The organism is Novosphingobium jiangmenense (assembly GCF_015694345.1).
Lineage (GTDB): Bacteria > Pseudomonadota > Alphaproteobacteria > Sphingomonadales > Sphingomonadaceae > Novosphingobium > Novosphingobium jiangmenense.
On sequence record NZ_JADQDC010000013.1, the window covers coordinates 77,310 to 90,651 of the forward strand.

Consider the following 13,342-nt stretch of genomic DNA (forward strand, 5'->3'; position numbering starts at 1 on the left):
TGAAGGATCCCCGCCAGAATGCCTACCGGCCTAGTCGCCCTGCTCGACGACGTGTCCGTCATCGCTCGCGCTGCCGCCGCCTCGCTCGACGATGTCAGCGCCGCGGCTGCCAAGGCCGGGACCAAGGCGGCCGGCGTGGTGATCGACGATGCGGCGGTGACGCCGTCCTATGTCACCGAGTTCACACCCGATCGCGAACTGCCGGTGATTGCCCGGATTGCCAAGGGCAGCCTGTTCAACAAGCTGGTGATCCTGCTGCCGGCAGCGCTGCTGCTGAGCGCGTTCCTGCCGCAGGCAATCACCCCGCTGCTGATGGCAGGCGGTCTGTTCCTGTGCTTCGAGGGCGCGGAGAAGCTGCTCGAGAAGCTGGGCGGGGAAAAGCACGGGCAAACGCTGGAGGACAAGCCGGTCGATGCGGCTTTGTTCGAGAACGAGCGCGTTTCAGGGGCAGTGCGGACCGATCTCATTCTCTCGGCCGAGATCATGGCCATTGCCCTCGCTGAAGTCGCCGATCAGGGTATCGTGCAACAGGCACTCATCCTCGCGGTCGTGGGCGTGGCGATCACTGTCGCCGTCTATGGCGCGGTCGGCTTCATCGTGAAGATGGACGACATTGGCCTGCATCTGGTCAAGAAGAGCTCCGCCACTGCCAAGGCCATCGGATCGTTCCTGCTGCGCGCGATGCCGGTGCTGCTTGCGTTGCTCGCCACGGTCGGCACGGCTGCGATGCTGTGGGTCGGCGGCGGGATCATCCTGCACGGGTTGGAAGTGCTGGGCCTAGCGGGGCCAGCCCATCTTGCGCATGGCGTACAGCACTGGGTCGAACATGCCACCGGACCGTTGGGAGGCGTGCTTGGCTGGCTTACCTATGCTGTCCTCTCGGCAGTGGTTGGCGTCGTGCTTGGCGCAATCGTCGCCTTCATCGTCCACGCGATCGGCAAGGTGCGCGGCAAGCACTGAGCCTTCAGGCAGCGTGGCGCACTGGAGCAAGCTTCGGTGCGTGGCCTTCGCGATAATGGCGGATGGCAAACTCGCTGACGAGCCGTTCGAACACGTCGTCGTGCAGGCGATGCTCGAACTCGAGGCCTGAAACGCGCTCGCGGCTCCACACGACAAACGCCAGCTTGGGCTGCAGGCCGGGGAGCATGAGGTAGATCGGCTCGTCGATCCGCAGCTTTTCCAGGCCCTCGATCCGGGCGCCGTACTGGTTGAGGTCCTTAAGCATGACCGTTGACCGTGTTGCCCCGTGCTTGCAGCGCACCGGAAGCTCGATCCCGACGCGCGATGCGCGGCGCTTGGCGTCCAACTCTTCGGAACTCGTGTCCATCCACATGGCAAGTCCTCCTCTTGCATTAACCACATGCATAAGGACGGTCGGGGCCGTCCGGATTTCAGGGAGATAGGTGTTTGCCGCAGTAGTGGTGCATGGACTGCAATCGGGGCGGCATGATTTGCAAGCCCGATGGGCAACCGGCTTGCGCTGGATCAAGGTCGTGAGTGTTGCCGGGCGTAATCACGCATCAGCTTTACCGCCTCCCAAGGAGATCCTGATGACCGCCACAACTCTTGCCGAACTCGCTCCGGTTCGGGAATTCGCAACGCGCGACGGCACGCGCCTTGAAGTCCGCGCCGCCTTTGCCGAGGACGAAGCGCTGCTGGAAGCGTTCTTCGAAAACGTCAGCGCCGAAGACCGCCGCTTCCGTTTCCTCGCCGCCAGCCGTCACGTCGGGCACGACCAGCTCTATCCGCTGACCCATTGCGATCACTGGCGGACGGAGAGCTTTCTGGCGTTCGATCAGCAAAGCGGCGTGCTGGTTGCTTCGGCCATCCTCGCCTGCGACGCCAGGATGGAGACCGGCGAGATCGCGGTCTCGATCCGTAGCGACTGTCGCGGGCGCGGCATTGGCTGGGCGATGCTCGATCTGCTTGGCGAAGAAGCGCGCAAGCGTGGCCTGCAACGCGTGATCTCGATCGAGGATCGCGACAACCACGCGGCCATCGAACTGGAGCGGGAGCGCGGCTTCGTGCCCCACGGAATCGAGGGCGATCCGCATCTGGTGCTGCTGGAAAAGCGCTTCGACTGAAGGATTTCCTCGGGTCGCATCGAGGGGGGCAGCCGGGGCGGGGGAAGGCCTGCCTTGGCTGTCGTCGGTCAGGTCAGTCGGGCGAGGATGTCGCGCGCGAAGAGCGAAAGCGTATCGTCGCGTGCGCCCATCACCACGATGCGGTCGCCCGGTCGGGCCATGGCCACGATGCGGTCGGCGCAATCGGTGCGCGAGGGAAGATGCTCCGCCTGCCCGCCATGTTCGCGGATCATCGAGACGATGCGTTCCGAGCCGACCGAGCGATCGACAGTGCCTCCGAAGTAGACCGGATCACACAGGATCGTGACGTCATCAGGCCCAAGGCGCGTGGCGAGCACTTCTGCCAGTTCATGCCCCATCTGGCGCAGCGGGCCATAGCCGTGGGGCTGGAAGAAGGCGATCACGCGGCCCGGATGGGCCTTTAGCGTGGCGAGCGTAGCGGCGACCTTTTCGGGATTGTGCCCGAAATCGTCGATGACCGTTGTGCCGCTGGCGCTGGTGCCGACGATGTCGAACCGGCGTGCCAAACCGGAGAAGCCTGCGAGGTGCTGGACGCCCTCGGCCAGCGGCACCCCTGCAGCCTGCGCCGCCGCAAGTGCGGCAAGTGCATTGGCAAGGTTGTGGCGGCCCGGCACCTTGAGCGTCAGCGGATAAGCAGTGGCGTCGGTTTGGTCGACAATTGTTGCGGCAATCGAGGTTGGGCCTTCAACAATCGTTCCGGGCTCAACCGAAATGCGCGCGCCTTCGCCAAAGCCGAAGGTCACCAGATCACGGGCTCTGCCGACCAGCGCAAGGCTTTCGGGATCATCCGCATTGACCACGCCGGTCTGCGCGCGCGCAAGAAAATCTCCAAACAGTTCGCGCAGTTCTTCCAGACTCTTGTGATCCAAGCTGACGTTGTTGAGCACCGCGATTGTCGGGTTGTAGAGTGCGATGGAACCGTCGCTCTCGTCGACTTCGGAAACGAACACGCTACCGGAGCCGACCCGCGCCGACGCGAACGGCGCATCTGCCGCCACGAAGTTCTTCATCACCGCGCCGTTCATGATCGTGGGATCGCGCCCCGCAGCGGTGAGGATCCATCCGATCATGCCGGTGACGGTGGATTTGCCGCTGGTGCCGCCCACGGCGATGCTCTGCGGTGCGGCGTTGAACAGCCGGGACAGCAGTTGCGCGCGGCTCATACGTTCGCAGCCGAGCGCCTTGGCCTGCACCACTTCAGGCACGGTATCCTCGACCGCCGCCGAGGCAACGAGCACCTGTTTTGCGGAGATGATGCCTGAACCATCCTGCGCAAACAGCTGGAAATCGAGGCTTTCAAGCCAGGCGAACTTTTCCGGTGTGCGCCCTTGGTCGCGGCTGCGGTCCGAGCCTGCGACCCGTGCGCCCATGCCCCGCAGGATCAGCGCAAGAGGCAACATGCCCGATCCGCCGATCCCGCAGAAAAACCAGTCGCGCGTGGTGAGATCGGAAGCGGCAGCAAAGTCGGTCGTCGTCATGCCCTTGCGGTATGCGCCCGCGCGGCTGGTGACAACCTTCCGATTGCCGCTTTTACCGCAGCGGAGAAACCGGCTAGGTAATGTGCGTGACCAGACGCATTGCCATCTGCGCGCCCTCTACCCCCTTCACACGGGAAGATGCCGCGCGCGTCACAGCACTGGCCGGGGCGGAGTTCCCGGAACTGGAACTGGTCTTCAACGAACAGTGCTTTGCCAGCGAGGGCCACTTTGCCGGGCCCGATGCTTTGCGGCGGGCGGCGTTCGTCGAGTGCGCCAACGATCCGGCGTTCGAAGCCGTATGGTTCGTTCGCGGCGGCTATGGCGCCAACCGTATTGCGCTGGACGCCTTGCCCGAACTCGGCGCGTCGGCATACGACAAGCAGTACCTTGGCTATTCTGACGGTGGAACCTTGCTCGGCCTGCTATACTGCGCGGGCATCGGTCGGCAGGTCCATGCGCCGATGCCGGTCGATCTGCGTCGTCCGGGCGGCGAGGCAGCCGTCCTTCGCACGCTGGGCTGGCTCAGTGGCAGCCAGGCAGGTCTTGAACCATCGCTTGCGGATGGCAAACCTGCAGTGGCTTTCAACCTCATGACGCTCGCCATGTTGTGCGGGACGCCGCTCATGCCGGACCTCTCCGGACACGTCGTGATGGTCGAGGAAGTGGCCGAGTACCACTACGCTGTGGACCGGCTGCTGTTTCATGTCACCAACTGCCTGACGTCGCAGGGTGTTGCGGGCTTGCGCCTTGGCCGCGTCAGCGACGTTCCCGAGAACGACCGCCCGTTCGGCCTTGAGGTCGAGGATATGGCGCGGCACTGGTGTGCGCGAACCGGGATCGCCTATCTCGGGCCGGCGGACATCGGCCACGATATCGACAACAAGATCGTCCCCTTCGGGCTTGCCTGATGGGAACGGCGGCAATAGGGCGCGCGCCACAGTATTGATGGCAACCAATTCGGGCGCGATTGAGGAGAGTTGCAATGCGAGCTTTCGTTTTTCCGGGGCAGGGCAGCCAGAAGGTCGGCATGGGCCTTGAACTGGCCGAAGCCAGCGCGGTGGCGCGCGAGGTGTTCGAGGAAGTTGACGACGCGCTCGGCCAGAAGCTCTTCCAGATCATGAAGGAAGGCCCGGAAGACGTTCTGACGCTTACCGAAAACGCCCAGCCCGCGATCATGGCCAATGCCATCGCCGTGCTGCGCGTGCTCGAGAAGGAAGGCGGCATCACGCTTGCCGAAAAGGCCGATTTTGTCGCCGGGCACAGCCTTGGCGAATACACGGCGCTTTGTGCCGCTGGCGCGTTCAGCCTTGCCGACACTGCCCGCCTGCTCAAGCTGCGCGGCCAGTCGATGCAGGCAGCGGTGCCGGTCGGGCAGGGTGCGATGTGCGCACTGCTGGGCGCCGATATCGAGAAGGCCACGGCGCTGGCCGAAGCTGCGGCTGAAGGCGAAGTCTGCACCGTCGCCAACGACAACGACCCGACCCAGGTCGTGCTTTCCGGTCACAGGGCCGCGATCGAGCGCGCGGTGGCGATGGTCAAGGACCATGGCATCAAGCGCGGCGTGCTTCTGCCGGTGTCCGCACCGTTCCACTGCCCGCTGATGCAGCCCGCCGCCGATGCCATGGCCGAAGCGTTCGAAAAGACGCCGCCTTCGGCCTTGCGCATTGCGCTGTTCGCCAACGTCACCGCCGCAGTCGTGACCGATCCCGCCGAAGTGAAGCGCCTGCTGGTCGAACAGGTCACCGGCCGCGTCCGCTGGCGTGAAAGCGCGATCGCGATGAAGGACGCGGGCGTCGAGCAGTTCATCGAACTTGGCGGCAAGGTCCTCGGCCCGATGATCAACCGCTCGGTCGCGGACGTCTCCGTCACCAGCGTCATCGGCATGGCCGACATCGAAGCTATCCTCAAGGAGCTCTGAGCCCATGGAAAACCGTCTTTTCGACCTCAGCGGCATGACCGCGCTTGTCACCGGTGCTGCCGGTGGCATTGGCTCCTCGATCTGCCACGCGCTGGCAAAGCAAGGTGCGCGCATAGCGCTGTCGGGCACCAACCCGGCCAAACTCCGCGCCTTCCGCGAGGAATTGAACGACACCTACGGTCACGATCACGTCGAGATCACCTGTGACCTTTCGAACACCGAGCAGGTCGAGCATCTCGTGCCGGCCGCCATGGACACGCTGGGCAAGCTCGACATCCTCGTGAACAACGCCGGCATCACGCGGGACAACCTCGCCATGCGGATGAAGGACGAGGAATGGGATGCGGTGATCCGCGTCAACCTCGAGGCCGCATTCCGCCTGATGCGCGCGGCGACCAAGCCGATGATGAAGGCGCGCTTTGGCCGCATCGTCACCATCACCAGCGTTGTCGGCGCGACCGGCAATCCGGGGCAGGTCAACTATGCAGCGGCCAAGGCCGGCCTTGTCGGCATGTCGAAGTCGCTCGGCCAGGAACTGGCGAGCCGCGGCGTCACCGTGAACTGCGTCGCCCCCGGCTTCATCCGCACCGCAATGACCGATGTCCTGCCCGATGGCCAGAAGGACACCCTCAACGCGCGCATCCCGATGGGCCGCATGGGCGAGGGATCGGACATCGGCGCAGCGGTCGCCTACCTCGCCTCGAAGGAAGCAGGCTACGTCACCGGCCAGACGTTGCACGTCAACGGCGGCATGGCGATGATGTCCTGAGGGATGTCCGTATCGGCCTTCACAGGCTGAAACAGGCGGTTTTATCCCCAACTTAGGGGCCAAGGGCGGGGCCGGTGCTTGCCGAGCCTCGCCTCTGCGTTAAGACAGGTAGTCCGAACCAAACGCCGGGGAGCGTGATTCCCCGGTTCAGCCATATTCACGGGGCAGGGCCGTCCGGCCGCTCCCGGGGGGATCGAGACGAGAATGAAGGCGACGATCGAACGCGCGACGCTCCTGCGCTGCCTGTCCCACGTCCAGTCGGTGGTCGAACGCCGGAACACGATTCCGATCCTGTCGAACGTGCTGATCGAGGCCGCGCCCGACAGCACGGTCCGCGTCATGGCGACCGACCTCGATCTGCAGATCGTCGAGACCATGGCTGCCGTCTCGGTCGAAGGGCCGGGTGCGATCACCGTTTCGGCGCACCTGCTGTTCGACATCGCGCGCAAGCTGCCCGATGGCTCGCAGGTCAGCCTCGAAACGTCCGACAACCGCATGATCGTCAAGGCGGGTCGCAGCCGCTTCCAGTTGCCGACGCTGCCGCGCGACGATTTCCCGGTGATCGTCGAGGGCGATTTGCCCACCAGCTTCGAAATTCCGGCGCGCACGCTGGCCGAACTGATCGACCGCACGCGCTTTGCGATCTCGACCGAAGAGACCCGCTACTACCTCAACGGCATCTTCCTGCACGTGTCCGACGATGCCCAGCCGGTACTCAAGGCTGCGGCGACCGACGGCCACCGCCTGGCCCGCTTTACCATCGGACGGCCTGAAGGCGCCGAAGGGATGCCGGACGTGATCGTGCCGCGCAAATGCGTGGGCGAGTTGCGCAAGCTTCTGGAAGAGGTGCTGGATTCGGCGGTCCTGATCGACCTTTCGGCAAGCAAGGTGCGCTTCACGCTCGGCGGCGAGAACGGTGTCGTGCTGACCAGCAAGCTGATCGACGGCACGTTCCCCGATTACAGCCGCGTGATTCCGACCGGCAACGACAAGCTGCTCAAGCTTGACCCACGCTCGTTCTTCGAGGGCGTCGATCGCGTGGCAACGATTGCCACTGAAAAGACCCGTGCGGTCAAGATGGCGCTCGACAACGATCGGGTGACGCTGTCGGTCACCAGTCCCGACAACGGCACTGCGGCGGAAGAACTGCCCGCAAGCTATGCCGCCAGCGGCTTCGAGATCGGCTTCAACGCCAACTACCTCAAGGACATCCTCAGCCAGATCGACGGCGATACGGTCGAACTGCATCTTGCCGATGCGGGAGCGCCGACGCTGATCCGCCGGGACGAAAAGTCGCCTGCGCTCTACGTGCTGATGCCGATGCGGGTCTGACGGCCGACTGCCTGAGGGGAAATCTGGCGGGCGTTCTCGCGCAGAGGCTGCCACATCGGTGTGGTTAACGCCCGCTTCCTTGCCCTCTCCGTAGTGCCACTCCAGCCCAAGTTACCGTATTTGAAGCGGAAAATGAGAATCTCGACTCCAGACAGGAGTACCGAGAATGGCCAGTGCATATGATCCGCAGGCGGTTGCCAAGAAGTTGGCGTTCTTCAACATCCGTGCGGAGGACCTGGCGCGCTTTCCGGAAATAGCCGCGGCCCTGCGCAAGTACGCGCCGCCGGCACTGGACAAGCTCTACGACCAGATTTCCGGTACCCCGGAAACGGCGCGCTTCTTCAGTTCGCGCGCCGGCATGAACCATGCCCGCGACAAGCAGATCGAACACTGGGCCGGCATGTTCGGCGGCTCCGTCGACAAGACCTATTTCGACAGTGCGGAGCGCATCGGTAACGTCCATGCCCGCATCGGCCTCGAGCCCGGCTGGTACATCGGCGCCTATGCCTCGGTGCTGGAGAACATCGTCAACAAGATGTTCTCCGGTCTCACCGCCATGTTCCGGCGGCGCCACTTGGCCCGCTCTGTCGGTTCGATGATCAAGATGGCGCTGCTCGACATGGAAGTGGCGCTGTCGACCTACTTCAAGGCTGAAGAAGCAGCGCGCATCGCCGTGATCGACGAGGTCAGCGCCACGCTGCGCGCCATGGCCGAAGGCGATTTCGCCACGCCGGTGCCGGACCTGCCCACCGCCTTTGCCGAATTGCAGAAGCACCTTGATGGCATGCGGGTGCAGGTTTCAGGTGTGCTGCGCAATGTCGCCGATACTTCGAGTTCGGTCGATGTCGGCGCCAAGCAGATCCGCCAGGCCTCGGACGATCTGGCGCGGCGGACCGAGCAGCAGGCGGCCAGCCTCGAGGAAGCATCGGCGGCGGTTACCGCGCTTGCCTCGACAGTCAATACGACTGCGGGCGATGCCGCGCACATGCATGACTCGGTCCAGCAGGCGCATGGTGAGGCCATGCGCGGCGGCGAAGTGGTCGGCGAAGCGGTTCAGGCGATGAACGACATCCACAACTCCGCGCAGGAAATCGGCAAGATCATCTCGGTGATCGATGGCATCGCCTTCCAGACGAACCTGCTGGCGCTCAATGCCGGTGTCGAGGCCGCGCGAGCGGGCGATGCCGGACGCGGCTTTGCCGTGGTGGCGACGGAAGTCCGCGCGCTGGCACAACGCACGGCTGATGCCGCCCGCGACATCAAGCACCTGATCACCGCCAGTTCCACTCAGGTGGAACGCGGGGTCAATCTCGTTGGCCAGACCGGGGACACCTTTGCCCTGATCGTCGAGCAGGTCGGCCATGTTGCCGAGCTTGCCAGCAGCATTGCCAAGATGGCGCAGGATCAGGCGGGCAGCATCGGCCAGGTTCGCGAGACCGTGCGCGAGATGGACACGATGACCCAGCAGAACGCCGCGATGGTCGAAGAAGCTACCGCAGCGGCACGCAGCCTTGCAGGCGAAGCCAACCGGCTTTCGTCACTGGTCTCACAGTTCAAGCTTGAGTCCGGGAACTTTGCTTCCAACGCCAGCTTGCGCCAAGCCGCCTGACAATTCCCACTTTAAGCAAGGCCCGCTCTCCATCGGGGAGCGAGCCTTGTCTTGTCATTCGGCGGCTTCGAGCAGGTCTGCGCGCTGCGGGCCACGGATCAGGCCGCCAGGCGTGGCGCCGGTCCATTCGCCCTTGCGGAAGGTCACCTTGCCGCCCTTGATCGTGTAGTCATAGCCTTCTGCCTTCTGCAGCAGGCGCTTGCCGCCCGCCGGCAGGTCGAACGCCAGCCACGGCTTGAGCAGCTTCACGTTCTCGAAATCGATCACGTTGATGTCTGCCAGATAACCCGGCGCCAGAATGCCGCGATCGTCGAGGCCATAGAGGCGGGCGGTGTCATGGCACTGACGCTTTACGGCATGCTCAAGACTGATCCGTCCGCCACGCTTGCGATCACGCACCCAATGCTGGAGCATGAAGGTCGGGCTGGCCGCGTCACAGATCGTGCCGCAATGCGCACCACCATCCGACAGCGAATTCACGGTGTCGTCCGAAGCCTGCAGCGCTTCGAGGAAATCGAGATTGCCATCGGCATAGTTGAGGATCGGCAGGTAGACGAAGCCGGTGCCGTCGTTCTCCATCAGCTTGTCATAGGCATAGGCGTCCGGCGCCACGCCTGCGGCCTTGGCCCGGGCAAGCACGCTCGCCTCTGCTTGAGGCTCGTAATCGAAGCCCTCGTCCATGATGAACTGGTTGTGCCAGCCTTCGGCGATCATCATGAACAGGCCGATGATGTCGCTTTCAGGATAGGCATTGGCTTCCGACAGGACCTTCTCGCGGAAGGCCGGGTCCTTGAGGTGCGCCAGTTGTTCATCCCACGGCAGGTCGGCGATCGCCACATAGCTCGGACGGAAGCGGAAGGGGTGGATCGTGCCCTGCCACGCCATGATCACGCCGTTGCCGCGAAGGGCGATCTGCGCAACGATGTTCGCGCCCTGCGCATTCTGGCGGCGCATTTCGGCGATCTGTTCTTCCAGCGGCAGTTCCTTGGCGATGGATTGCAGCGCCGCGTAAGTCACCGGAAGCCCCGTTTCGCGGCTGAGTGCGCCCATCCAGCCAAATTCGTCCCATTCGCGCTTCATGTCCGATGCCATCTCGAACACGCCATGGCCAACACGGCCCATGGCGCGACCGATCTCGATCAGTTCCTCGGCCGTGGCCGTGGTGCCCGGCACCACTTCGCCATCGACCGACTTGTGGATCACCGTACGGCTGGTCGAGAAGCCGAGGGCCCCGGCGCGCACGCCTTCCTCGACGATCTCGGCCATCTTGCGGATGTCCTCGTCGGTCGGGATCGCGCCGGGCTTTTCCCGCTCGCCCAGCACATAGGCGCGCACGGCGCCGTGGGGCACGTGGGTGCCGATATCCACCGTGCGCGGCATCTTCTCAAGGGAATCGAGGTATTCGGGGAAGGTCTCCCAATCCCAGGTCATGCCTTCGGCCAGAGCCGTGCCCGGAATGTCCTCGACGCCTTCCATCAGGCCGATCAGCCAGTCATGCCGATCCGGCGCTGCCGGCGCAAAGCCCACGCCGCAGTTGCCCATGACCACCGTGGTCACGCCGTGCCATGATGATGGCGCCATCTCGGCATCCCAGGTCGCCTGACCATCGTAGTGCGTGTGTACGTCCACCCAGCCCGGAGCGACGACGCGGCCCGTGGCATCGATTTCCTCGGCGGCATCGCCACGCACCGTGCCGACGGCAGCGACAAGCCCGTTCTTCACGGCCACGTCGCCGACGAAGCGCGGCGCTCCGGTCCCGTCGACTATCGTGCCATTGCGGATGATGAGGTCGTAGGCAGGCATGGGCTCGCTCCTTCTCCCCGCGCAGGCCGACTCGCAGCGGCGGCCTGTCGCGTTAACCGGGCGATTAAGTCAGAGCTTCAAGACAAGGTCAACGCATTGCGTCAATCGTGACCGCTCGCCCGGATCATCTCGTCGACATCGACGAACTTTTCGCGCGGGGCATCGTCGCGCGCGCGGGAGGTCTCGGCTTCCTCGATCTTCTTCCATTCGTCGAAGCTGACGACATCGAGCTTGCGCGCAGCCGCCAGGGCGTCGAAGCCCTCGCGTCCGCTCTTGCGCTGGTTTTGCGGGAAGTCCTCGGCGATCATTTCCACGACGCCAAAGCCATCGGGACGGTTGGTGCCGATCGTGCCCGAAGGCCCGCGCCGCGCCCAGCCGACGCAATAGAGGCCAGGCAGGATGCGCCCTTCGTCATTGGCAAAGCGTCCGGCGCGATCGTCGAACGGCACGCCCTCGATCGGCGAGGTCTGATAGCCGATGCACGAGATCACGAGGTTGGCCGGGATTTCGTAGAACTCGCCCGTTCCCACCGCGCGCCCCGCCTCGATGCGCGTCCGTTCGACCGAGATCGCCCGCACCTTGCCTTCGCCGATGAGGCCACGGGGCGAGGCGAAGAAATCGAACTCCACCTCGAGCGGCAGGTCGGCACGGTGGCTTTCCGGGATGGCCGCGAACGAGCGCAGATGTGTCACGGACTTGCGGATGCCGGGTTCCAGCAGCGCGTCCTCCACTTCCTCGGGCAGGTCTCTCGGATCGACCCATGGCGCGGTGCGGGATAGGTGGCCCAGTTCGCCCAGTTCCTTGGGCGTCATCATGATCTGGTGCGGCCCGCGCCGCCCGAGGATGACGATGCGCTTGATCTTCGATGCCATCAGGCCTTCGAGCGCATGGGCAACGATATCGCTCCCGGCGAATTCCTCACGCGTCTTGGAAAGGATGCGCGTCACGTCGAGCGCGACGTTGCCCATACCGATGACGACAGCCGTATGCCCTGACAGGTCAGGATCGAGGGCGGCGAACTCGGGGTGGCCGTTGTACCAGCCGACGAAGGCCGCACTGCCGAAGACGTTCTTCAGGTGATCGCCGGGGATGCCGATGTCCTTGTCACGCGGCGCACCCGTCGCGAGCACCACCGCGTCGTACAGATCCTGCAGCTCGGCAATCGAAACGTCCTCGCCAACCTTCACATTGCCGACGAAGCGAACGTTTTCGGCCAGCGCGGTCTGTTCATAGCGGCGGGTCACGCCCTTGATCGACTGGTGATCGGGCGCCACGCCGAAGCGGATCAGGCCGTAGGGCACCGGCAACATGTCGAAGATGTCGATGAGGACGTCCTCGCCCCACTGCTTCTGCGCGGCTTCCGCGGTGTAGTACCCGGCCGGTCCCGAACCGACGATCGCGATATGCCGCATGCCCTCTCCTCAGGCTGATCGAGTCTTTCCGCGATGCTATCGCTTCGGACCCAAAAGAAAAGCGAGGAGAGGCAGGTCGATATCAGTCGCGGTGGATATCCTCGTCGAGGAACGGGCGGACTTTCTCGATGAAACGGTCGCGTTGCGAGAGCATGAACAGGTGGCCACCGCCGTGGAACATCTCGATCCGGCTGCCGGGAATGGCATTGTGCAGCAAGTGCGCGTTCGATGGCGGCACCAGCTGGTCCTCCTCGTCCGCCATGATCATCACCGGCATGTCGAGCAGCGACAGGAACTGCAGACTGCTCCATCCGGCAAAGGCCATCATCTGGTACGAGAACCCCAGCGGCGAGGGCGCCTTGGCTGCATTGAGCGAAACCTTGCCGCTGCCGCCGCCGTTGTAGATCGAAGCGAGGTTCCGCCGCAGCGTGCGCTCGACCGTGTATTCGCGCGGGTCGGACAGGTGGGCCAGCATGGCCGGATTGCCCGGCACCATGGTCGCCCCGGCGGCCGTCGCGGCAAGAACGATCCTGCCGGTGCGCGCGCGATGCTGGAACGCGAACTGCTGGGCCAAGGCGCCACCCCAGCTGATGCCGAGAATGTCGACTGCTTCGACGCCGAGCCTGTCCAGCAACGTTGCCACGGTCAGCGCCATGCTCGGCATGGTATAGGGCAGGATCGGATCGGGTGATGCGCCGATGCCAGGCATGTCGATGCCGATCACTTCGCGTTCCGGCAGGCTCCTTGCCAGAGGGGCAAGCAGTTCGATGTTCATGCCGATGCCGTTGAGCAGCAGCAGCGGACGATGCCGCTCTGCCCCCGCTCCTTGGTGCCACCGGACGACGTGGAATCGCCGCCCGCCTGCTCCGATCATCGCTGTCTGCGGCATCTCTTGCACTTTAACCCCTGCCATGGC

At 64.4% G+C, this 13,342-nt stretch carries 12 protein-coding genes; 7 read left to right on the forward strand and 5 right to left on the reverse strand.

Going from position 1 to position 13,342, the window contains the following annotated elements; genetic code table 11:
- Nucleotides 1–18: 18 nt before the first annotated feature.
- The gene (locus I2488_RS16470) at nt 19–960 is read left to right on the forward strand and encodes a DUF808 domain-containing protein (RefSeq protein ID WP_196276900.1); all 942 of its coding nucleotides are present in this window, start codon (nt 19–21) and stop codon (nt 958–960) included.
- Between the two features lie 4 nt (nt 961–964).
- On the opposite strand, the gene I2488_RS16475 is transcribed toward I2488_RS16470, so the two are convergent.
- Complete coding sequence (locus I2488_RS16475; RefSeq protein ID WP_246465726.1) at nt 965–1,327, reverse strand: PilZ domain-containing protein; 363 nt, start codon at nt 1,325–1,327, stop codon at nt 965–967.
- Nucleotides 1,328–1,550: 223 nt separating this feature from the next.
- On the opposite strand from I2488_RS16475, the gene I2488_RS16480 reads away from it, so the two are divergent.
- Nucleotides 1,551–2,084, forward strand: a complete 534-nt coding sequence (locus I2488_RS16480) for a GNAT family N-acetyltransferase (RefSeq protein WP_196276901.1) — start codon at nt 1,551–1,553, stop codon at nt 2,082–2,084.
- A 68-nt stretch (nt 2,085–2,152) separates the two neighbouring features.
- Here I2488_RS16480 and I2488_RS16485 read toward each other — a convergent pair whose 3' ends face one another.
- Nucleotides 2,153–3,583 carry a glutamate ligase domain-containing protein gene (locus I2488_RS16485; RefSeq protein ID WP_196276902.1) on the reverse strand — a complete coding sequence of 477 codons (1,431 nt, stop codon included), beginning with the start codon at nt 3,581–3,583 and terminating at the stop codon, nt 2,153–2,155.
- An 80-nt stretch (nt 3,584–3,663) separates the two neighbouring features.
- On the opposite strand from I2488_RS16485, the gene I2488_RS16490 reads away from it, so the two are divergent.
- The 5 genes from I2488_RS16490 to I2488_RS16510 all read left to right on the forward strand — a co-directional run bounded on the left by I2488_RS16490 (nt 3,664) and on the right by I2488_RS16510 (nt 9,211).
- Nucleotides 3,664–4,491 carry an LD-carboxypeptidase gene (locus tag I2488_RS16490; RefSeq protein WP_196276903.1) on the forward strand — a complete coding sequence of 276 codons (828 nt, stop codon included), beginning with the start codon at nt 3,664–3,666 and terminating at the stop codon, nt 4,489–4,491.
- A gap of 74 nt (nt 4,492–4,565) precedes the next feature.
- Nucleotides 4,566–5,501 carry an ACP S-malonyltransferase gene (gene fabD, locus I2488_RS16495; protein ID WP_196276904.1) on the forward strand — a complete coding sequence of 312 codons (936 nt, stop codon included), beginning with the start codon at nt 4,566–4,568 and terminating at the stop codon, nt 5,499–5,501.
- Between the two features lie 4 nt (nt 5,502–5,505).
- Nucleotides 5,506–6,270 carry a 3-oxoacyl-[acyl-carrier-protein] reductase gene (gene fabG / locus I2488_RS16500; RefSeq protein WP_196276905.1) on the forward strand — a complete coding sequence of 255 codons (765 nt, stop codon included), beginning with the start codon at nt 5,506–5,508 and terminating at the stop codon, nt 6,268–6,270.
- Nucleotides 6,271–6,474: 204 nt separating this feature from the next.
- Entirely contained in the window at nt 6,475–7,602 is a 1,128-nt protein-coding gene (gene dnaN / locus I2488_RS16505) for a DNA polymerase III subunit beta (RefSeq protein WP_196276906.1), read from the forward strand.
- A gap of 166 nt (nt 7,603–7,768) precedes the next feature.
- Nucleotides 7,769–9,211, forward strand: a complete 1,443-nt coding sequence (locus I2488_RS16510; RefSeq protein ID WP_196276907.1) for a globin-coupled sensor protein — start codon at nt 7,769–7,771, stop codon at nt 9,209–9,211.
- A 54-nt stretch (nt 9,212–9,265) separates the two neighbouring features.
- On the opposite strand, the gene I2488_RS16515 is transcribed toward I2488_RS16510, so the two are convergent.
- From I2488_RS16515 to I2488_RS16525, 3 genes are all read right to left on the reverse strand, one after another.
- Nucleotides 9,266–11,014, reverse strand: coding sequence for an N-acyl-D-amino-acid deacylase family protein (locus I2488_RS16515; RefSeq protein ID WP_196276908.1), 1,749 nt, complete (start codon nt 11,012–11,014; stop codon nt 9,266–9,268).
- Nucleotides 11,015–11,115: 101 nt separating this feature from the next.
- On the reverse strand, nt 11,116–12,426 hold the full coding sequence (locus I2488_RS16520; RefSeq protein ID WP_196276909.1) for an FAD-dependent oxidoreductase: 1,311 nt from the start codon (nt 12,424–12,426) through the stop codon (nt 11,116–11,118).
- Between the two features lie 82 nt (nt 12,427–12,508).
- Complete coding sequence (locus I2488_RS16525) at nt 12,509–13,339, reverse strand: alpha/beta fold hydrolase (protein WP_246465727.1); 831 nt, start codon at nt 13,337–13,339, stop codon at nt 12,509–12,511.
- Nucleotides 13,340–13,342: the final 3 nt, after the last annotated feature.